25 protein-coding genes and 1 tRNA gene are annotated in these 18,191 nt (G+C 64.5%); 4 read left to right on the forward strand and 22 right to left on the reverse strand.

The window, feature by feature from the left end:
- Window position 1 precedes the first annotated feature (1 nt).
- From ACSFBE_RS20585 to ACSFBE_RS20595, 3 genes are read left to right on the forward strand one after another with little or no spacing between them, the layout of a single operon-like run.
- On the forward strand, window positions 2–1,189 hold the full coding sequence (locus ACSFBE_RS20585; RefSeq protein WP_435492288.1) for an acyl-CoA dehydrogenase family protein: 1,188 nt from the start codon (window positions 2–4) through the stop codon (window positions 1,187–1,189).
- Window positions 1,190–1,192: 3 nt separating this feature from the next.
- Window positions 1,193–2,803, forward strand: a complete 1,611-nt coding sequence (locus tag ACSFBE_RS20590; protein ID WP_435492289.1) for an AMP-binding protein — start codon at window positions 1,193–1,195, stop codon at window positions 2,801–2,803.
- A complete protein-coding gene (locus tag ACSFBE_RS20595; RefSeq protein ID WP_435492290.1) occupies window positions 2,800–3,198 on the forward strand; it encodes a RidA family protein in 399 nt (132 codons plus the stop codon). Before ACSFBE_RS20590 ends, ACSFBE_RS20595 begins: the two co-directional genes overlap by 4 nt.
- 147 nt (window positions 3,199–3,345) lie before the next feature.
- On the opposite strand, the gene ACSFBE_RS20600 is transcribed toward ACSFBE_RS20595, so the two are convergent.
- From ACSFBE_RS20600 to rplN, 18 genes are all read right to left on the reverse strand, one after another.
- A tRNA-Met gene (locus ACSFBE_RS20600) sits at window positions 3,346–3,422 on the reverse strand.
- Window positions 3,423–3,440: 18 nt separating this feature from the next.
- On the reverse strand, window positions 3,441–3,842 hold the full coding sequence (rplQ, locus tag ACSFBE_RS20605) for a 50S ribosomal protein L17 (RefSeq protein ID WP_286646968.1): 402 nt from the start codon (window positions 3,840–3,842) through the stop codon (window positions 3,441–3,443).
- Between the two features lie 83 nt (window positions 3,843–3,925).
- Window positions 3,926–4,915: a DNA-directed RNA polymerase subunit alpha gene (locus tag ACSFBE_RS20610; RefSeq protein ID WP_435492291.1), complete on the reverse strand. Its 990-nt coding sequence runs from the start codon at window positions 4,913–4,915 to the stop codon at window positions 3,926–3,928.
- 129 nt (window positions 4,916–5,044) lie between these two features.
- A complete protein-coding gene (gene rpsD / locus ACSFBE_RS20615) occupies window positions 5,045–5,668 on the reverse strand; it encodes a 30S ribosomal protein S4 (RefSeq protein ID WP_140840879.1) in 624 nt (207 codons plus the stop codon).
- A 161-nt stretch (window positions 5,669–5,829) separates the two neighbouring features.
- Window positions 5,830–6,234: a 30S ribosomal protein S11 gene (gene rpsK / locus ACSFBE_RS20620; protein ID WP_009124825.1), complete on the reverse strand. Its 405-nt coding sequence runs from the start codon at window positions 6,232–6,234 to the stop codon at window positions 5,830–5,832.
- 13 nt (window positions 6,235–6,247) lie between these two features.
- Window positions 6,248–6,613 carry a 30S ribosomal protein S13 gene (gene rpsM, locus ACSFBE_RS20625; protein WP_262073265.1) on the reverse strand — a complete coding sequence of 122 codons (366 nt, stop codon included), beginning with the start codon at window positions 6,611–6,613 and terminating at the stop codon, window positions 6,248–6,250.
- A gap of 23 nt (window positions 6,614–6,636) precedes the next feature.
- The gene (gene rpmJ / locus ACSFBE_RS20630) at window positions 6,637–6,750 is read right to left on the reverse strand and encodes a 50S ribosomal protein L36 (RefSeq protein WP_038201958.1); all 114 of its coding nucleotides are present in this window, start codon (window positions 6,748–6,750) and stop codon (window positions 6,637–6,639) included.
- Between the two features lie 40 nt (window positions 6,751–6,790).
- Window positions 6,791–8,101, reverse strand: coding sequence for a preprotein translocase subunit SecY (gene secY / locus ACSFBE_RS20635; protein WP_435492292.1), 1,311 nt, complete (start codon window positions 8,099–8,101; stop codon window positions 6,791–6,793).
- A 24-nt stretch (window positions 8,102–8,125) separates the two neighbouring features.
- A complete protein-coding gene (gene rplO, locus ACSFBE_RS20640) occupies window positions 8,126–8,557 on the reverse strand; it encodes a 50S ribosomal protein L15 (RefSeq protein WP_435492293.1) in 432 nt (143 codons plus the stop codon).
- An 11-nt stretch (window positions 8,558–8,568) separates the two neighbouring features.
- Entirely contained in the window at window positions 8,569–8,757 is a 189-nt protein-coding gene (rpmD, locus tag ACSFBE_RS20645; protein WP_435452352.1) for a 50S ribosomal protein L30, read from the reverse strand.
- A 14-nt stretch (window positions 8,758–8,771) separates the two neighbouring features.
- Window positions 8,772–9,290, reverse strand: a complete 519-nt coding sequence (gene rpsE, locus ACSFBE_RS20650; protein ID WP_183028316.1) for a 30S ribosomal protein S5 — start codon at window positions 9,288–9,290, stop codon at window positions 8,772–8,774.
- Between the two features lie 18 nt (window positions 9,291–9,308).
- Window positions 9,309–9,674: a 50S ribosomal protein L18 gene (rplR, locus tag ACSFBE_RS20655; protein ID WP_262073592.1), complete on the reverse strand. Its 366-nt coding sequence runs from the start codon at window positions 9,672–9,674 to the stop codon at window positions 9,309–9,311.
- Window positions 9,675–9,688: 14 nt separating this feature from the next.
- Complete coding sequence (rplF, locus tag ACSFBE_RS20660; protein WP_262073259.1) at window positions 9,689–10,222, reverse strand: 50S ribosomal protein L6; 534 nt, start codon at window positions 10,220–10,222, stop codon at window positions 9,689–9,691.
- A 24-nt stretch (window positions 10,223–10,246) separates the two neighbouring features.
- On the reverse strand, window positions 10,247–10,642 hold the full coding sequence (rpsH, locus tag ACSFBE_RS20665) for a 30S ribosomal protein S8 (RefSeq protein ID WP_192194037.1): 396 nt from the start codon (window positions 10,640–10,642) through the stop codon (window positions 10,247–10,249).
- 20 nt (window positions 10,643–10,662) lie between these two features.
- Window positions 10,663–10,968, reverse strand: coding sequence for a 30S ribosomal protein S14 (gene rpsN, locus ACSFBE_RS20670; protein WP_093436359.1), 306 nt, complete (start codon window positions 10,966–10,968; stop codon window positions 10,663–10,665).
- A gap of 8 nt (window positions 10,969–10,976) precedes the next feature.
- Window positions 10,977–11,516, reverse strand: a complete 540-nt coding sequence (rplE, locus tag ACSFBE_RS20675; RefSeq protein ID WP_286646972.1) for a 50S ribosomal protein L5 — start codon at window positions 11,514–11,516, stop codon at window positions 10,977–10,979.
- An 11-nt stretch (window positions 11,517–11,527) separates the two neighbouring features.
- Window positions 11,528–11,845 carry a 50S ribosomal protein L24 gene (rplX, locus tag ACSFBE_RS20680; RefSeq protein WP_286646973.1) on the reverse strand — a complete coding sequence of 106 codons (318 nt, stop codon included), beginning with the start codon at window positions 11,843–11,845 and terminating at the stop codon, window positions 11,528–11,530.
- Between the two features lie 13 nt (window positions 11,846–11,858).
- Entirely contained in the window at window positions 11,859–12,227 is a 369-nt protein-coding gene (gene rplN / locus ACSFBE_RS20685) for a 50S ribosomal protein L14 (protein ID WP_068674584.1), read from the reverse strand.
- A 247-nt stretch (window positions 12,228–12,474) separates the two neighbouring features.
- Here rplN and proC point away from each other — a divergent pair, with 247 nt between their 5' ends.
- On the forward strand, window positions 12,475–13,311 hold the full coding sequence (gene proC / locus ACSFBE_RS20690; RefSeq protein WP_435492294.1) for a pyrroline-5-carboxylate reductase: 837 nt from the start codon (window positions 12,475–12,477) through the stop codon (window positions 13,309–13,311).
- A gap of 17 nt (window positions 13,312–13,328) precedes the next feature.
- On the opposite strand, the gene ubiA is transcribed toward proC, so the two are convergent.
- The 4 genes from ubiA to recG form a co-directional block, all read right to left on the reverse strand.
- Entirely contained in the window at window positions 13,329–14,198 is an 870-nt protein-coding gene (gene ubiA, locus ACSFBE_RS20695; RefSeq protein WP_435492440.1) for a 4-hydroxybenzoate octaprenyltransferase, read from the reverse strand.
- 96 nt (window positions 14,199–14,294) lie between these two features.
- Complete coding sequence (locus ACSFBE_RS20700; RefSeq protein WP_435492295.1) at window positions 14,295–14,900, reverse strand: Dps family protein; 606 nt, start codon at window positions 14,898–14,900, stop codon at window positions 14,295–14,297.
- A 140-nt stretch (window positions 14,901–15,040) separates the two neighbouring features.
- Window positions 15,041–16,009 carry a LysR substrate-binding domain-containing protein gene (locus tag ACSFBE_RS20705; protein WP_435492296.1) on the reverse strand — a complete coding sequence of 323 codons (969 nt, stop codon included), beginning with the start codon at window positions 16,007–16,009 and terminating at the stop codon, window positions 15,041–15,043.
- Between the two features lie 39 nt (window positions 16,010–16,048).
- Entirely contained in the window at window positions 16,049–18,142 is a 2,094-nt protein-coding gene (gene recG / locus ACSFBE_RS20710; protein WP_435492297.1) for an ATP-dependent DNA helicase RecG, read from the reverse strand.
- Window positions 18,143–18,191 lie beyond the last annotated feature (49 nt).

An 18,191-nucleotide genomic window follows, 5' to 3' on the forward strand; every position in this document is an offset into this window, starting at 1 on the left:
CATGTCTGCCTCCCAGGTCGATCCCTCGACGGCGCATCTTGCGCTCCCCTTCTTCGACGACGCGCACCGCGAACTCGCGCGCGGCCTGCTGCCGTGGGCTGCATCGCAGAACGTGGATGAACGCGACGACCGCGCCGCGTGCCGTGACTGGGTGAAGCGCCTGGGTGATGGGGGCTGGCTGCGCTACTGCGTGCCCGCCGCGTTCGGCGGTGCGCTCGAACGCCTGGACTCGCGCGCGCTCGTGCTGCTGCGCGAGATCCTCGCCTTTCATTCGCCGTTGGCCGACTTCGCCTTCGCGATGCAGGGGTTGGGCAGCGGCGCGATCACGCTGGCCGGCAGCGCATCGCAACAGGCGGACTACCTGAGCGCCGTCGCGCGCGGCGACAAGATCGCCGCCTTCGCGCTGAGCGAACCCGAGGCCGGCTCCGACGTCGGCGCAATGGCGATGCGGGCCGTCGACACCGGCACCGGCTGGCGGCTCGACGGTGTGAAGACGTGGATCAGCAACGGCGACATCGCCGACTTCTACTGCGTGTTCGCGAAGACCGAGCCCACCGGCGGCACGCGCGGCATCACCGCCTTCATCGTCGATGCCGATGCCCAAGGTCTCGACACGAGCGAGCATATCCAGGTGATGGCACCGCATCCGCTCGCGACGCTGCGCTTTGGTGCCTGCGAGGTGCCGCACGGTGCACAGCTCGGCGAACTCAACGGCGGCTTCAAGCTCGCGATGCGCACGCTCGACATCTTTCGTGCATCGGTGGCGGCGGCCGCACTCGGCATGGCACGGCGCGCACTGAGCGAAGCCATCGCGCACGCGAAGTCGCGCCGCATGTTCGGCCACACGCTGGCCGACTTCCAGCTCACGCAGGCGAAGCTCGGCGACATGGCTGCGCTCATCGACGGTGCCGCGTTGTTGACGTACCGCGCCGCATGGATGCGCGACGAAGGCGAGCGCACTGGCAAGCCGTTCGGCGACTACACCGCAGCCGCCGCGATGGCCAAGATGTGCGCCACCGAAAACGCGCAACGCGTGATCGACATGGCGCTGCAGATGCATGGCGGCAGCGGCGTGCAAGTGGGCACGAAAGTTGAGAGTCTCTACCGCGACATCCGCGCGCTTCGCATCTACGAAGGCGCGACGGAAGTCCAGCAACTGATCATTGGAAAATCCGTCTTGCGGGAGTAGACCTTGAGCGCACAAATCGACCGTTTCGTCCACGATGGGCTTCCACCGCCTGAGCTGCTGCCGGTCTTCCGGTACGACCTGCCGGAACTGCAGTTGCCCGACCAGTTGAACCTGGTCGAGGAGCTGCTCGACAAGGCCGTGGCGAAGGGCTTCGCCGACAAGCCGATGCTGCGTTCGCCCACGCGCACGCTCACGTACGCGCAGGCGGCGGTGGAAGTGAACCGCATGGCCCAGGTGCTGACCGAGGACCTCGGCCTGGTGCCCGGCAACCGCGTGCTGCTGCGCGGCGGCAACTCGATCCCGATGGCGCTCGCGTGGCTGGCCGTGGTGAAAGCCGGGCTCATCGCCGTGGCGACGATGCCTTTGCTGCGCGCGCGTGAGCTGGGCGACATCATCGACAAGGCGAAGCCGGCGGTCGCGTTGTGCGAAGCCAAGCTCATCGACGACATGCTGATCTCGCAGCAGGCGAACCCGGTATTGCGAAAGGTGCTCGCCTTCAAGTCCGACGCACCCGATGCACTCGAAGCACTGGCTGCGAAAAAGAGCGGCGTCTTCCCCGCGTGCCCAACCGCGGCTGACGACATCGCGCTGCTCGCCTTCACCTCGGGCACCACTGGCAAGCCCAAGGCGCCGGCCACCACGCACCGCGACGTGCTGGCGATGTGCGAGACCTGGCCGCGCCACATCCTGAAGGCGACGAGCGACGACATCGTGATGGGCTCGCCGCCGTTGGCCTTCACCTTCGGGCTCGGTGGCCTGCTGGTCTATCCGATGTGGGCCGGCTCGTCGATCTACTACCCCGACATCCCGTACACGCCGGAAGGCATGGTCAAGCTGATCAACGAGACCGGCGCAACCATCGTCTACACCGCGCCCACCTTCTACCGCCAGATGGCGCCCTTCGCCAAGCAGCATGGCGTGCCCACGCTGCGCATCACGGTGAGCGCCGGCGAGGCGCTGCCCGACGCCACGCGCCAGTTGTGGAAGGACGCGACCGGCATCGAGATGCTCGACGGCATCGGCGGCACCGAGGTGTTCCACATCTACATCTCGGCCGCAGGGCATGAGGTGAAGCGCGGCGCCATCGGGAAAGCGGTGCCCGGCTTCATCGCGAAGGTGGTCGACGACGATGGCAACGAGGTGCCGCGCGGCACCGTCGGCAAGCTCGCGATCCAGGGGCCGGTAGGCTGCCGTTACTTCGACGACGCGCGCCAGACCGCGTACGTGAAGGACGGCTGGAACTATCCTGGCGACGCCTTCATGCAGGACGATGACGGCTACTTCTTCTACCAGGCACGTGCGGACGACATGATCATCACGGCCGGCTACAACGTGGGCGGGCCGGAGGTCGAAGACGCGCTGCTGCAGCACCCGGCCGTCGCCGAATGCGGCGTGATCGGCAAGCCCGACGAGGACCGCGGCATGATCGTCAAGGCCTACTGCGTGCTCAAGCCCGGCCACACCGGCGACGCGACGCTCTGCAAGGCCCTGCAGGACCACGTCAAGGCCACCATCGCACCGTACAAGTACCCGCGCGAGATCGAGTTCGTCGACGTGCTGCCCCGCACCGAGACCGGCAAGCTCCAGCGCTTCAAACTGAGACAGAAACCATGATGAACAAGCTTCTTCAACCCACCGGCTGGTTGCCGCCCAAGGGCTATGCCAACGGCATCGCCGCGCGTGGCACGCAGATCTTCGTTGGCGGCCAGATCGGCTGGAACGGACAACAGCAGTTCGAGACGGACGACTTCATCGCGCAGTGTGGTCAGGCACTGCGCAACATCGCCGAGGTGCTGCGCGAGGCCGGCGCCGGACCCGAGCACATGGTGCGCATGACGTGGTACATCACCGACCGCGACGAGTACAACCGCCGCCTCGGCGAACTCGGCCCGGTGTACCGCGACGCGATGGGCCGCAATTTCCCGGCGATGACTTGCGTGCAGGTCGCTGCGCTGGTGGAGGCGCGTGCCAAGGTCGAAATCGAAGTCACGGCGGTGCTGCCGGACTGACCAGACACACCAACATCCACAAAAGAAAAATGGGGCTGCGGCCCCTTTTTTCTTTGCTCTCTTTGCCCTTCTATCGGCAGATACTCACCATCCAAAACTCATCACCCAAAACAAAAAGGCCCTGTTCGAAAACAGGGCCTTTCAATTTGGTTGCGCGAGCAAGATTTGAACTTGCGACCTTTGGGTTATGAGCCCAACGAGCTACCAGGCTGCTCCATCGCGCGGCAAGATGGAATTATAGCTTATTCTGAAGCAGTCTGCTCATCGGCAGCTACTTCTTTCACTTCGGGACGGTCAACCAGTTCGACCAGCGCCATGGGTGCATTGTCGCCCACGCGGAAACCCATCTTCAGGATGCGGGTGTAGCCGCCCGGACGCGTGTTGTAACGCGGGCCCAGTTCGGCGAAGAGCTTCACGACGCTGTCGCGGCTGCGCAGGCGGTCGAAGGCCAGGCGCTTGTTGGCGAGCGTGGGCTTCTTCGCCAGCGTGATCATCGGTTCGATGACGCGGCGCAGCTCCTTGGCCTTGGGGACCGTGGTCTTGATGACTTCGTGCTCGATGAGCGAATTCATCATGTTTTGCAGCATCGCAAGGCGGTGCGAGCTGGTGCGGTTGAGTTTGCGGAGTCCGTGTCCGTGACGCATGGTGCTTTCCTTTACTTTATAAAAACAGGCAGCCGTGTCAGGTACTGCCCGGTGCACTGGCCCTTGGGGGAGCCGATTTTAGATTAACGCTTGTCGAGACCGGCCGGCGGCCAGCTTTCGAGCTTCATGCCCAAGGTGAGGCCACGCGATGCGAGGACTTCCTTGATTTCGTTGAGCGACTTGCGACCGAGGTTGGGGGTCTTGAGCAGCTCGTTTTCGGTGCGCTGGATCAGATCACCAATGTAGTAGATGTTCTCGGCCTTCAGGCAGTTCGCCGAACGCACCGTGAGTTCGAGCTCGTCGACCGGGCGCAGCAAGATCGGATCGAACTGCTGGGCGCTGCGCGGTGCGGGCGTATCGAACGCAGCGAGTTCGCCACCTTCGAGCTGCGCGAACACAGCGAGCTGCTCCACCAGGATCTTGGCCGAGGCACGGACCGCGTCTTCTGCGGTGATGGCGCCGTTGGTTTCGATCTCGATGAGCAGCTTGTCCAGGTCGGTGCGCTGTTCGACGCGGGCGCTTTCGACGGTGTAGCTCACGCGCTTGACGGGCGAGAACGAGGCATCGAGAACGATGCGGCCGATGGACTTCGTCGGCTCGTCCGCATAGCGGCGCATCGTGCCGGGCACGTAGCCGCGGCCCTTCTCGACCTTGATCTGCATGTCGAGCTTGCCGCCTTGCGACAGATGGGCGATGACATGGTCAGGGTTGATGATCTCGACGTCGTGCGGCGTCTGGATGTCCGACGCCAGCACCGGGCCTTCGCCGTCCTTGCGCAGGCTCAGCGTGACTTCATCGCGGTTGTGGAGCTTGAACACCACGCCCTTGAGGTTCAGCAGGATGTTGACGACGTCTTCCTGGACGCCATCGATCGAGGAGTACTCATGGAGCACGCCGGCGATCGTCACTTCGGTGGCCGAATAACCGACCATCGACGACAGCAGCACGCGACGCAGCGCGTTGCCGAGCGTGTGGCCGTAGCCGCGCTCGAAAGGCTCGAGCGTGACCTTTGCCTTGTTGGCGGCCAGTTGCTCGACCTGGATGGTCTTGGGTTTCAGCAGGGTGGTTTGCATGCAGACTTCCTCTCAATACCCCCGGTTCGTTACACCGGTAAGGCTGGTGAAGTGCCCTGTCGCGGTGCAGCGCGGAGGGAACAAAAAATCACAAGGACGAGGCTGCGCAGCAGCCTCGTTATCGTCCGTTTAGCGCGAATACAGTTCGACGATCAGCGATTCGTTGATGTCGGCGGCGAATTCGTCGCGATCCGGAACCTTCTTGAAGGTGCCTTCGGCCTTGTCGGCGTTCACTTCCACCCAAGCCGGCATGCCGACTTGTGCAGCCAGCTGCAGCGCTTCGGCGATACGGGTCTGCTTCTTGGACTTGTCGCGCACGGCGATCACGTCACCGGTCTTCACCAGGTACGACGCGATGTTGACCGACTGGCCGTTCACCGTGATAGCACGGTGCGACACGAGTTGGCGTGCCTCGGCACGGGTCGAGCCGAAGCCCATGCGGTAGACGACGTTGTCCAGGCGCGATTCGAGGATGAACAGCAGATTGGCGCCGGTGTTGCCACGGCGGCGATCGGCTTCCTCGAAGTAGCGGCGGAACTGCTTCTCGAGCACGCCGTACATGCGCTTGACCTTTTGCTTTTCGCGCAGCTGCAGACCGAAGTCGGAGGTGCGTTGACCCGAAGTGCGGCCGTGCTGGCCGGGCTTGGAGTCGAACTTCGACTTGTCCTGAATCGAGCGACGAGCGCTCTTCAGAAACAGGTCGGTGCCTTCACGGCGGGAAAGTTTGGCCTTGGGGCCGAGGTAGCGTGCCACGTGATCTTCCTTTGTGTCATCTGCTGCAGCGGTGATCTGCAGGAGCCATCAGCGGCGTGCCGATGGCGGTGGGCTTGTGAAAACAAAATGCGCAGCCGCTGTGAAGCGGACTGCGCGGTGGCTTCGACGCTTGGATGCGACGACGCCTGATCGCCAAGCGATCAGATCCGGCGACGTTTTTGCGGACGGCAACCGTTGTGCGGAACCGGGGTCACATCGGCAATGGAATTGATCCGGATGCCGAGCGCCGCCAGGGCGCGCACTGACGATTCACGACCGGGGCCAGGGCCCTTGATCTCGACGTCGAGGTTCTTGATGCCTTGTTCGACAGCAGCACGGCCGGCCACTTCCGACGCCACCTGGGCAGCGAAAGGCGTCGACTTGCGCGAGCCCTTGAAACCCTGGCCACCCGACGAGGCCCACGACAGAGCGTTGCCCTGGCGGTCCGTGATCGTGATGATCGTGTTGTTGAACGAGGCGTGCACGTGGGCGATGCCGTCCGCAACGTTCTTGCGAACCTTCTTGCGAACGCGCTGTGCGGCGTTATTGGCAGGAGCTTTAGCCATGCTGTTTCAATCCTTATTTCTTCAGGGACTGCGCGGCCTTGCGCGGACCCTTGCGGGTACGGGCATTGGTGCGCGTGCGCTGGCCGCGCATCGGCAGGCCACGGCGATGGCGGAAGCCGCGATAGCAGCCGATGTCCATCAATCGCTTGATGTTCATCGTCGTCTCGCGACGCAGGTCGCCTTCGATGGTGAAGAGAGCGATCTGGTCGCGGATCTTTTCGAGATCGGCGTCGGTCAGATCCTTGATCTTCTTCGAATAGTCGATGCCGCTCGCTTCGCAGATTTGACGGGCGCGGGTGCGACCGATACCGAAGATGGCGGTCAGGCCGATCTCAGCGTGCTTGTGCGGCGGAATGTTGATGCCAGCAATACGTGCCATGTGCGTCCTCTAATACTCTTTGATCAACCCTGGCGCTGCTTGTGGCGCGGGTCGGTACAGATCACACGCACCACACCCTTGCGGCGGATGATCTTGCAATTGCGGCAGATGGTCTTGACCGAAGCCGAAACTCTCATATGACTCTCCTAAAACGTGTTCGATGTGTTGCAGCAGTGCTCAAGATGTCTTGAAGTTGGCCTTCTTGAGCAGCGATTCGTATTGCTGCGACATCATGTAGTTCTGTACTTGGGCCATGAAGTCCATCGTGACGACCACGATGATCAACAGGGAGGTGCCGCCGAAATAAAACGGCACGTTGTATTTGAGGATCAGGAACTCGGGCAGCAGACAGACGAAGGTGATGTACACCGCGCCAGCCAACGTCAAGCGAACCAGGATCTTGTCGATGTAGCGTGCCGTCTGGTCACCCGGACGGATGCCCGGAATGAACGCCCCGCTCTTCTTCAGGTTGTCGGCGGTTTCCTTGCTGTTGAACACGAGGGCCGTGTAGAAGAAGCAGAAGAAAACGATTGCAGCCGCGTAGAGCATCACATAGATCGGTTGACCCGGTGTGAGCGCGCCGGCAATGTCCTTGATCCAGCGCATGCTGTCGCCCGTGCTGAACCAGCCCACCACGGTGGCCGGCAACAGGATGATCGACGACGCGAAGATCGGCGGAATCACGCCAGCCATGTTCAGCTTCAGCGGAAGGTGTGACGACTGGCCACCGTAGACCTTGTTGCCCACCTGGCGCCGCGCATAGTTCACCAGGATCTTGCGCTGGCCACGTTCGACGAACACCACGAAGTAGGTCACCAGCACGACCACTGCCACGATGAACAGTGCAACGAGCACGTTCATGGCACCGGTGCGCACCAGCTCCAGCAGACCGCCGATGGCGTTCGGCAGACCGGCAGCGATGCCCGAGAAGATCAGGATCGAGATGCCGTTGCCCAGGCCGCGTTCGGTGATCTGCTCGCCGAGCCACATCAGGAACATCGAACCAGCCGTCAGGCTGATCATGGCCGTCAGGCGGAAACCGAAGCCGGGCGTGATCACCAGGCCGGCCGACGACTCGAGCGCCACCGCAATGCTGAAGGACTGGAACAGGGCTAGGCCCAACGTGCCGTAACGCGTGTACTGCGTGATCTTGCGACGACCGGACTCGCCTTCCTTCTTCAACTGCTCGAAGGTCGGCACCACATAGGTCATCAACTGCATGATGATCGAAGCGGAGATGTACGGCATGATGCCCAGCGCGAACACGGTGAAGCGCGACAGCGCACCGCCCGAGAACATGTTGAACAGGCTCAGGATGCCGCCCTGCTGGCCCTGGAACAACTGCGCCAGCTGGTCCGGGTTGATGCCCGGCACAGGGATGTGCGCGCCGATCCGGTAGACCACGAGCGCGAGCAGCAAGAAGACCAGCCGGCGACGGAGGTCACCGAACTTGCCTGTCTTTGCGAGCGTTGCCGCGTTAGTTGCCACGGAGATCTTCTTTCAGTCCGGTCTTTAGGCGACGCTGCCGCCAACGGCTTCGATCGCAGCCTTGGCGCCGGCGGTCGCGCCGATGCCCGTCAGCTTGACGGCCTTGGTCAGTTCGCCGGTCTTGATGACCTTGACGACCTTGATCATGTGACCGACCAGGCCCGCCTGCTTCAGCGTCAGCATGTCGACTTCGGCAGCGCCGAGGGCTTCGAGCGACGTCAGCGTGACTTCGGCGTTGTACTTGAGCGATTGCGACTTGAAGCCACGCTTCGGCAGACGACGCTGCAGCGGCATTTGACCGCCTTCGAAGCCGACCTTGTGAAAGCCGCCCGCACGGGACTTCTGACCCTTGTGACCGCGACCCGCGGTCTTGCCGATGCCGGAGCCGATACCGCGGCCGACGCGACGCTTCGCGTGCTTGGCGCCCGCTGCCGGCTTGATGCCATTGAGTTCCATATCAGTCTCTCTTACAGAACTTTGACCAGATAACTGATCTTGTTGATCATGCCGCGCACGGCGGGCGTGTCCTGCAGCTCGCTCACGCTGTTGAGCTTGCGAAGGCCGAGGCCACGCACGGTCGCACGATGCGATTCCTTGGTGCCGATCGGGCTCTTCACCAGCTGCACCTTGACGGTGGTTTGTTCTTGCGTCGTCATGTCGATGCTCCTGTTCAGGCGAACAGCTCTTCGACCGTCAGACCGCGCTTGGCAGCAACGGCAGACGCGGTCGTCGAGTTCTTCAGGCCGTCCAGCGTGGCACGGACCATGTTGTAGGGGTTCGACGAACCATGGCTCTTGGCCACGATGTCGGTGATGCCCAGGACTTCGAACACGGCGCGCATCGGACCGCCGGCGATGATGCCGGTACCCTTCGGGGCAGGGATCATGACGACCGAAGCGGCGCCATGGTGACCCGTCACGCGGTGATGCAGCGTGCCGTTCTTGATCGAGATCTGGAACAGGTTGCGGCGTGCTTCTTCCATGGCCTTCTGCACGGCTGCCGGCACTTCCTTCGACTTGCCCTTGCCCATGCCAACCTTGCCGTCGCCGTCGCCGACCACGGTGAGTGCCGCGAAACCGAGGATACGACCACCCTTCACCACCTTGGTGACACGGTTGATCGCGATCATCTTCTCGCGCAAACCGTCTTCAGGGCCTTCGTTCTGCGTTCTTGCTTGAATCTTTGCCATTTTGAATCTCGTGTCCGTTTAGAACTGCAGGCCGGCTTCGCGGGCGGCCTCGGCCAGCGCCTTGACGCGGCCGTGGTAGGCGAAACCAGCGCGGTCGAAGGCGACCTTCTCGACACCGGCAGCCTTCGCCTTTTCAGCGATGCGCTTGCCGATGGCCGTTGCAGCGGCGGCATTGCCACCCTTGCCCGAACCGCCCAGCGCCGTGCGCACTTCGGCTTCGGCCGTCGATGCAGTGGCGATCACCTTGGTGCCGTCGTCGGAGATGACGGTGGCATAGATGTGCAGGTTGGTGCGATTCACCGTCAGGCGCGCAACGCCTTGCGTCGCGATCCGGATGCGGGTCTGACGCGAGCGGCGCAGACGTTGTGCTTTTTTGGTCAACATCATTTTGCTGCCCCTTACTTCTTCTTGGTCTCTTTGATCACGATCTTCTCGTCCGAATAACGGATGCCCTTGCCCTTGTAAGGCTCAGGCGGACGAACAGCGCGGATCTCAGCGGCGATTTGACCAACGCGCTGACGGTCAGCGCCCTTGATCACGATTTCGGTCGGGGTCGCGGTGGCCACCGTGATGCCCTGGGGCATCTCGATGTTGACCGGGTGCGAGTAACCGACTTGCAGGTTCAACTTGTTGTTCGAGGCCGCAGCCTTGAAGCCCACGCCGACGAGGTTGAGCTTCTTCTCGAAGCCCTTCGTCACGCCGACGACCATGTTGTTGACGAGCTGACGGAACGTGCCGCTCATCGCGTTGGCTTCACGCGATTCGTTGGCGGGTTCGAAGCTCAGCTTGCCGTCTTTGTTGACGACGTTGACCAGGGCATTGCGCGTCAGCGCGAGCGTGCCGCCCGTGCCCTTCACGTTGATCTGGTCGTCTTTGATCGACACATCCACACCTGCGGGGATGGCGACCGGCATTTTTCCGACTCGGGACATTTCAGTGACTCCTCAATGTCTCGGTTAGGCGACGTAGCACAGGACTTCGCCACCGACACCGGTAGCGCGTGCCTTGCGGTCGGTCATCACGCCCTGGGGGGTCGTGACGATGGCGACGCCGAGGCCGTTCTGGACTTGCGGGATGGCTGCGCTGGCCTTGTAGACGCGCAGACCTGGGCGGCTCACGCGTTCGATACGCTCGATGACCGGGCGGCCAGCGTAGTACTTCAGCGTGATGACGAGTTCGGACTTGCCGGCTTCGGTCTTGACTTCGAAACCGTCGATGTAGCCTTCGTCCTTGAGGACTTGTGCGATCGCAGCCTTCACCTTGGAAGACGGGATCGACACGGTGGGCTTCGCCACCATCTGCGCGTTACGGATACGCGTCAGCAGGTCGGCAATGGGATCACTCATGCTCATGTTGTTTGCTCCTGCCTGGCTTACCAGCTGGCCTTGGTGACACCGGGGATGTCGCCAGCGAAAGCCAGTTCACGGATCTTGGCGCGGGCCAGACCGAATTGACGGAAAGTACCGCGGGGGCGACCCGTGATGGCGCAACGGTTGCGCTGACGCGTGGGGTTCGCGTTGCGCGGGAGCTTCTGCAGACCCAGACGGGCAGCAGCGCGCTCTTCGTCGCTCTTCTTCAGGTCGTTCGAGGCGGCCTTCAGTTCGGCGTGCTTTGCAGCGAACTTGGCGACCAGCTTGTCGCGCTTGAGTTCGCGTTGGATCAGGGATTGTTTAGCCACGGTTCGCCTCAGTTCTTGAACGGGAAACGGAAACCAGCGAGAAGCGCCTTGGCTTCTTCGTCGGTCTTGGCCGTCGTCGTGATGCTGATGTTGAGACCGCGCAGGGCATCGACCTTGTCGTATTCGATCTCGGGGAAAATGATCTGCTCTTTCACGCCGATGTTGTAGTTGCCGCGGCCGTCGAAGGCGCGACCGGAGATCCCGCGGAAGTCGCGAACACGCGGCAGCGCCACGGTCACGAAACGGTCCAGGAACTCATACATCTGCACGCCGCGCAGCGTGACCATGCAGCCGATCGGTTGCATTTCGCGGATCTTGAAACCAGCGATGGCCTTCTTCGACTTGGTGACGACCGGCTTCTGGCCGGCGATCTTGGTCAGGTCGCCGACGGCGTTGTCGAGAACCTTCTTGTCGGCGACTGCTTCACCCACACCCATGTTGAGCGTGATCTTGGTCAGACGCGGAACCTGCATCGGCGACTTGTAGCCGAACTTCTCGGTCAGGTCCTTCGCGATCTTGTCGCGGTAGATTTGTTGGAGACGTGCCATGTGAGTTCCCCTTAGGCGATCTTGATTTCGTCGCCGCTGGACTTGAAGACGCGAACGCGCTTGCCGTCCGCAACCTTGATGCCCACGCGATCGGCCTTGCCGGTCGCGGCATTGAAGATCGCCACGTTCGATTGGTGGATGGGCATGGTCTTTTCGACGATGCCACCGGTCGTACCCTTGAGCGGGTTCGGCTTGGCGTGCTTCTTGACGATATTGACGCCGTCGACGATCAGGTACGAGTCGTCGGTGCGCAGCGAGACCGTGCCGCGCTTGCCCTTGTCGCGCCCGGCCAACACGATGACCTGGTCGCCTTTGCGAATCTTGTTCATGGCGTAGTTGTCCTTACAGAACTTCGGGAGCCAGCGAGACGATCTTCATGAACTTCTCGGTACGCAGTTCGCGCGTCACGGGTCCGAAGATGCGGGTGCCGATCGGCTCCAGCTTGGCGTTGAGCAGCACGGCGGCATTGCCGTCGAACTTGACGAGCGAACCGTCTGCGCGACGGATGCCCTTGGCGGTACGCACCACGACGGCGCTGTAGATCTCGCCCTTCTTGACACGCCCACGCGGAGCAGCTTCTTTGATGCTGACCTTGATGACGTCGCCCACGCTGGCATAACGCCGCTTGGAGCCACCGAGCACCTTGATACACAGGACGGATTTCGCGCCCGTGTTGTCGGCCACGTCGAGCCGGGATTCAGTTTGGATCATTGCTAGTAGTTCCCAACTTGTACCGAGCAACCCCTCATGGCGCTGCGCAGTCAGTCTTGGGCCCGTCGTCGGCACCCCAAACCACTTGGAGTGCTTCCGTCTGGGCGGAATGCTTCGCCTTTTTGAAGCGAAGCCCGCGATTGTTGCACGGTGTTCCTGGCATGTCAACGCCCTGCCTTCAAAGATTTCGAGCAGCGGTGGGGCTGGAGCGACAATTCTGGCCTCTTCTGCCTTTTCCCAGCCCGCCATGCCCGACACCTTCGCCGCCGCCCTGCCCCCGATCGCCTTCATCGGAGGCGGCAACATGGCCAGCGCCATCCTGGGCGGGCTGATTCGCCAAGGCCTGCCGGTCTCGGCGGTCGAGGTGGTCGAGCCTTTCGAGGAAGCGCGCGCGCGCTTGGCGCGTGACTTCGGCATCACGCCACTGGCCTGTGCCGGCGAGGCCCTGGCGCGCTGCCAGGTCGTCGTCTGGGCGGTCAAGCCGCAGACCTTTGCCGACGCGACCCGGCCGGTCCGCGCCCTGACCACGGGCGCGCTGCACCTGAGCGTCGCTGCGGGCATTCCGTCTGGCAGCATTGCCGGCTGGCTGGGCACCGACGCGGTCGTTCGCGCCATGCCCAACACGCCCGCGCTTGTCGGCCAGGGCATGAGCGGCCTGTTCGCCCGTCCCGGCGTGACCGCCGCCGGACGCGCGCTGATCGAACGGGTGCTGGCACCGACCGGCCAGCTGCTCTGGGTCGATGCCGAGAGCGCCCTGGACGCAGTGACGGCCGTCTCGGGCTCCGGGCCGGCTTATGTCTTCTATTTCATCGAGGCGATGACCGAGGCCGGGGTCGAAATGGGCCTGCCGCTGGCCCAGGCGCAGCAACTGGCGATCGGCACCTTCACCGGTGCATCGGCGCTGGCCCAGGCTTCGAGCGAACCACCGTCGGTGCTGCGTGAGCGCGTCACTTCAAAGGGCGGCACCACCCATGCCGCGCTGAGCGCGCTGGAGGCGGCCGGCGTCAAGGCGCAGTTCAAGACGGCGATTCGCGCCGCCGAGCAACGCGCCCGGGAGCTGGCGCAGGAATTCGGCCGCGCCTGAGGCACGGCGGCCGCGATTCAGGGGGGCGTGTAGCCGGCCACGATGCCGACAAAGACGGCGAACCCGACCCAGTGGTTCAGCCGGAACGCACGAAAGCAGCCTTCGCGCGTCCGATCGTGGATCAGGCGCCAGTGCCAGACGACCTGCGCCGCTGCGGCGGCAAGGCCGGCCGCAAAGGCGACGCCCAGCCCCGCACGGAAGCCGACCGTGCCCCACAGCACCAGAAACAGGGCATAGCAGAGCATCACGGCCGCCACGTCGAAGCGCCCGAAGGTGATGGCCGAGGTCTTCATCCCGATCTTCAGATCGTCGTCGCGGTCGACCATCGCATATTCGGTGTCGTAGGCCAGCACCCAGCCCAGGTTGCCCAACAGCAACGCCCAGCCCGCCAGGGGCACGCGCGCGAAGGCCTCGGCCGCCGGCACCGACGGCCCGCCGGCTGCGCAAAAGGCCATCGGGATGCCGATCGAAAAGGCGATGCCGAGGACCGCCTGCGGGAGCGAGACGAAGCGCTTGGCGAAGGGATAGACCAGCGTCACCGCCAGGCCGACAAAAGCCCAGACGATCACCGCCGCATTGGTCGTCAACGCCAGGCCGAAGGCCAGCAGCGCCAATAGCGCGCCCAAGCCCAGTGCCTGCTTGACGGACACCGCCCCGCTGGTCACCGGCCGCTGCGCGGTGCGCTTGACGTGCCGATCGAAGTCGCGGTCGGCCACGTCGTTGACGCAGCAACCGGCGCTGCGCATGAGGATCGTGCCGAGCACGAAGACGGCCAGCAGATGCCAGCCGGGCCACCCGCCTGCAGCGAACCACAGCGCCCCCAGCGTCGGCCACAGCAGCAGCAGCCAACCGGCGGGCCGGTTCCAACGAATGAGATCCAAGTACAGCGCGAGTCGCCCGCCAGCCTTCACGAAAGCTCCAGAAACGAAAAGAGCGGCATTGTGCCGCTCCTCTTCATGACAGGGCTTGCGCCCCGCACGAACTCACTCCTCGAGCAGCGAGCGCAGCATCCATGCCGTCTGGTCATGCACCGTGCAGCGCGCCGTCAGCATGTCGGCGGTCGGATCGTCGCCTGCTTCTTCGGCCACCGGGATGAACTCGCGCGCGATGCGCGACACGGTCTCGTGGCCCTTCACCAGGATGCGCACCATTTCCATCGCCTTCGGCGGCACCAGCGGAACGTCGGGCACGGTAGCGATCTTGCTGAACTCGGCGTACGAGCCCGGCGCATAGTGGCCCAGCGCACGGATGCGCTCGGCGATGACGTCGGTCGAATTCCACAGCTCGGTGTACTGGCCCATGAACATCGCATGCAGCGAGTTGAAGTGCGGGCCGGTCACGTTCCAGTGGAAGTTGTGCGTCGTGAGGTACAGCGTGTAGGTGTCGGCCAGCACGCGGCTCAGGCCTTCGGCGATGGCGGCGCGGTCCTGGCGGTCGATGCCGATGTTGATGATCGGCGCATTCCGGCTGCCCGACTCTTGCGACACCTTCGCGTCGCCCTTGGTCGGCACCTTGCCGGCGCCGGCGGCGGGGGCCGCGCTGATCGTGGACTTGAGCTTCTTCTCGGGCTTGTTGGGGGCTTTGGCCATGACGACGATTTCCTTCGAAGGATTGAACAGGGAGACGTTGGCGACTGTAGAGGCCTGCCGGCTGCGTCGCAACAGCGAGACTCTATCGCAGCGATTGGCCCCCGCCGCGCCGTGGCGCGTAGGCAAAGGCCGCATCTCGATCAGGACAGCCGCGTCACACCCGGCAGTTCGCAGGCATAGATGGCGTTGCGCAGCGCTGCGATGGCCTCGTAGCGGGTGAAGCTGCGTCGCCAGGCGAGCACCACCCGGCGCGTCGGCGGTGCGCGTCCCTCGCCGTCGTGGATCGGCAGGTAGCGCACCATCTGCTCGGGCTCCTTGCTGCGGCCGCGGCCCTTGGGCTTGAGCGCTTCCGCCGGCACCGACAGCCGCGGCACCAGCGTCACGCCCATGCCCGAGGCCACCATGTGCTTGATCGTCTCGAGCGACGAGCCCTCGAAACTCTTGCGGATGCCCTCGGCATTGCTCGAGAAGCGCGCGAACTCCGGGCACACCTCGAGCACATGGTCGCGGAAGCAGTGGCCGGTGCCGAGCAACAACATCGTCTCGTTCTTCAACGCATCGGAGCTGATCGACTCGCGCACGGCCAGCGGGTGGCTCGTGGGCAGCACTGCGACGAAGGGCTCGTCGTAGAGCGGCGCCACGGCCAGGCCGGTGTCCGGGAAGGGCTCGGCCATGATGGCGCAGTCGATCTCGCCGGCGCGCAGCATCTCCAGCAGCTTGACGGTGAAGTTCTCCTGCAGCATCAGCGGCATCTGCGGCGTGCGCGCGATGTTCTGCCGCACCAGGTCGGGCAGCAGGTACGGCCCGATCGTGTAGATGATGCCGAGGTTCAGGGCGCCCGCCAGCGGGTCCTTGCCGCGCTTGGCGATCTCCTTGATGCTGGCCGCCTGGTCGAGCACGCTCTGCGCCTGCTGCACGATTTGCTCGCCCAGCGGCGTGACCGTCACCTCGCCGGCGCTGCGCTCGAAGAGCTTCACCTCGAGCTCGTCCTCCAGCTTCTTGATGGCGACGGACAAGGTCGGCTGCGAGACATAGCAGGCTTCCGCCGCCTTGCCGAAATGCCGCTCCCTGGCGACCGCGACGATGTATTTGAGTTCGGTGAGGGTCACCGCAGCGATTATGCGCAAGAGCCCGAAACGACGCCGGGCTCAGGCCTTCAGATATTCCGCCTTGCTGCCCAGCCAGCGGTCGACGTGCTTTTGCGCGAGTTCGGGATGCTGGTCGAGCATCTGCGGCGCCAGCGCGCGCGCCCAGTCCAGCAGCAGCGCGTCCTCGGTCAGGTCCGCGAAGCGCAGCAGCGGCGCACCCGACTGCTTGGCACCGAGGAATTCGCCGGGACCGCGGATTTCCAGGTCGCGCCGGGCAATCTCGAAGCCGTCGCCGGTTTCCGCCATCGCCTTCAGTCGCGCCCGGGCCGTCTCGCCCACGCGCCCGCCTTCGTTCGGCGCGTAGAGCAGCACGCAGGCCGACGCCGCGGCGCCGCGCCCCACGCGGCCGCGCAGCTGGTGCAGCTGCGACAGGCCGAAACGCTCCGCATGCTCGATCACCATCAGCGAGGCATTCGGCACGTCGACGCCGACCTCGATCACCGTCGTGCTGACCAGCACCTGCACCTCATTGGCCGTGAAGCGCGCCATCACGTCCTGCTTCTCGGCCGTCGGCATGCGCGAATGCAGCAGCCCGACCTGCACCGCGTCGCCCAGCATGCCGGCGAGTTCGTCGCGCGTCTCGGTGGCGTTGCGCAGGTCGACCGCCTCGCTCTCCTCGATCAGCGGACAGACCCAATACACCTGCCGGCCCTGCGCGAGCTGCGCCTGGATGCGGTCGATGACCTCGTCGCGCCGGTGCTCGGCCACCAGCTTGGTGACGATGGGCGTGCGGCCGGGCGGCAGCTCGTCGAGCGTGGAGACGTCCAGGTCGGCGTAGTAGCTCATGGCGAGCGTGCGCGGGATGGGCGTGGCGCTCATCATCAAAAGATGGGGTTCGAGGACGGCACCTGCCTTGCCCCCGGAGCTTCGGTCCACGGCCTTGCCGCGGAGTGCCAGCCGCTGCGCCACACCGAAACGGTGCTGCTCATCGATGATGGCCAGCGCCAGGCGCTTGAACTGCACCTTCTCCGAGATCACCGCATGCGTGCCGATCACCAGCGCCGCCTCGCCGCTCTCGACGGCCGCGGTCATGGCGTCGCGCTCCTTCTTTTTCTGGCTGCCGGTGAGCCAGGCCACGCACAGCCCGCGCTCGGCCAGCAGCGGGTCGAGCCAGCCGATCAGTTTGCCGAAGTGCTGCGCGGCGAGGATCTCGGTCGGCGCCATCAACGCGCACTGAAAGCCGGCGTCGATGCAGCGTGCCGCGGCGAGCGCGGCGACCACCGTCTTGCCCGAACCGACATCGCCCTGCAGCAGGCGGTGCATCGGTGCCGTGCGCGCCAGGTCGTGCGTGATCTCCTCGCCCACGCGCTGCTGTGCGCCGGTGAGCGCAAAGGGCAGCACCGCCAGCAGGCGCGCATGCAGCGAATCCGAGGCGGTCGACGGCGACAGCACCGGCGCGCGCTGCGCCGCCCGCTCGCGTCGGGCCTGCAGCTGCGACAGCTGCTGCGCCAGCAGTTCCTCGGCCTTCAGCCGCTGCCAGGCCGGGTGGCTGTGGTCTTCCAGCGCGGCGATCGACACGTCGGGCGTCGGGTAGTGCAGAAAGTTCAGCGCATCGCGCAGCGGCCACGCACCGCGCAGGCCGATCTGCGCGGGCACCGTCTCGTCGAGCACCGCGCGCGCCAGGCCGGCGCGCACCTCGCGCCGCAGCACCGGTTGCGCCAGGCCGGCGATGGTGGAGTACACCGGCGTCAGCGCATCGGGCAGCGCGGTGCCGGCCGCCTTCACCGTCGGATGCATCATCTGCCGCCCGAGGAAGCCGCCACGCGCCTCGCCCCGCACACGCACGCGGGCGCCGACCGCCAGTTGCTTCTGCTGCGACGGATAGAAATTGAAGAAGCGCAGCTGGCAGGTGTCGCTGCCGTCGTCGACCGTCACGACGAGCTGGCGGCGCGGGCGAAAGCTCACCTCGCTCTCGGTCACCACCGCCTCGATCTGGCCCAGATCGCCGTCGCGCAGATCGGCCAGCCGGACGATGCGGGTCTCGTCCTCGTAGCGCATCGGCAGGTAGAGCGCGAAGTCGATGTCGCGCGAGAGGCCGAGCTTGCGCAGCGCGCGCTGCACCAGGCTCAGGCCCGTACCCGGTGATACGGGCACGGACGGCGGGCCCGTCGGCTTTGATGACGGATCGGGCACGGACGATGAA

Origin of the sequence: Variovorax sucrosi (genome assembly GCF_051216635.1) — a bacterium.
In the GTDB taxonomy this organism is placed as follows: Bacteria; Pseudomonadota; Gammaproteobacteria; order Burkholderiales; family Burkholderiaceae_C; genus Variovorax.

Bases quoted from the DNA above. Each gene is read 5' to 3' on its own strand.
- rplX (WP_286646973.1), bottom strand. From the start codon at position 11,845: ATGAACAAGATTCGCAAAGGCGACCAGGTCATCGTGTTGGCCGGGCGC.
- rpsK (WP_009124825.1), bottom strand. From the start codon at position 6,234: ATGGCTAAAGCTCCTGCCAATAACGCCGCACAGCGCGTTCGCAAGAAG.
- ACSFBE_RS20700 (WP_435492295.1), bottom strand. From the start codon at position 14,900: ATGGCCAAAGCCCCCAACAAGCCCGAGAAGAAGCTCAAGTCCACGATC.
- ACSFBE_RS20595 (WP_435492290.1), top strand. From the start codon at position 2,800: ATGATGAACAAGCTTCTTCAACCCACCGGCTGGTTGCCGCCCAAGGGC.
- rpsH (WP_192194037.1), bottom strand. From the start codon at position 10,642: ATGAGCATGAGTGATCCCATTGCCGACCTGCTGACGCGTATCCGTAAC.
- rpmD (WP_435452352.1), bottom strand. From the start codon at position 8,757: ATGACGACGCAAGAACAAACCACCGTCAAGGTGCAGCTGGTGAAGAGC.
- rpmJ (WP_038201958.1), bottom strand. From the start codon at position 6,750: ATGAGAGTTTCGGCTTCGGTCAAGACCATCTGCCGCAATTGCAAGATC.
- rplF (WP_262073259.1), bottom strand. From the start codon at position 10,222: ATGTCCCGAGTCGGAAAAATGCCGGTCGCCATCCCCGCAGGTGTGGAT.
- rplO (WP_435492293.1), bottom strand. From the start codon at position 8,557: ATGGAACTCAATGGCATCAAGCCGGCAGCGGGCGCCAAGCACGCGAAG.
- rplN (WP_068674584.1), bottom strand. From the start codon at position 12,227: ATGATCCAAACTGAATCCCGGCTCGACGTGGCCGACAACACGGGCGCG.
- proC (WP_435492294.1), top strand. From the start codon at position 12,475: ATGCCCGACACCTTCGCCGCCGCCCTGCCCCCGATCGCCTTCATCGGA.
- ACSFBE_RS20585 (WP_435492288.1), top strand. From the start codon at position 2: ATGTCTGCCTCCCAGGTCGATCCCTCGACGGCGCATCTTGCGCTCCCC.
- rpsE (WP_183028316.1), bottom strand. From the start codon at position 9,290: ATGGCAAAGATTCAAGCAAGAACGCAGAACGAAGGCCCTGAAGACGGT.
- rplE (WP_286646972.1), bottom strand. From the start codon at position 11,516: ATGGCACGTCTCCAACAAATCTACCGCGACAAGATCGCGAAGGACCTG.
- rplR (WP_262073592.1), bottom strand. From the start codon at position 9,674: ATGTTGACCAAAAAAGCACAACGTCTGCGCCGCTCGCGTCAGACCCGC.
- ACSFBE_RS20610 (WP_435492291.1), bottom strand. From the start codon at position 4,915: ATGCAAACCACCCTGCTGAAACCCAAGACCATCCAGGTCGAGCAACTG.
- rpsM (WP_262073265.1), bottom strand. From the start codon at position 6,613: ATGGCACGTATTGCTGGCATCAACATTCCGCCGCACAAGCACGCTGAG.
- rplQ (WP_286646968.1), bottom strand. From the start codon at position 3,842: ATGCGTCACGGACACGGACTCCGCAAACTCAACCGCACCAGCTCGCAC.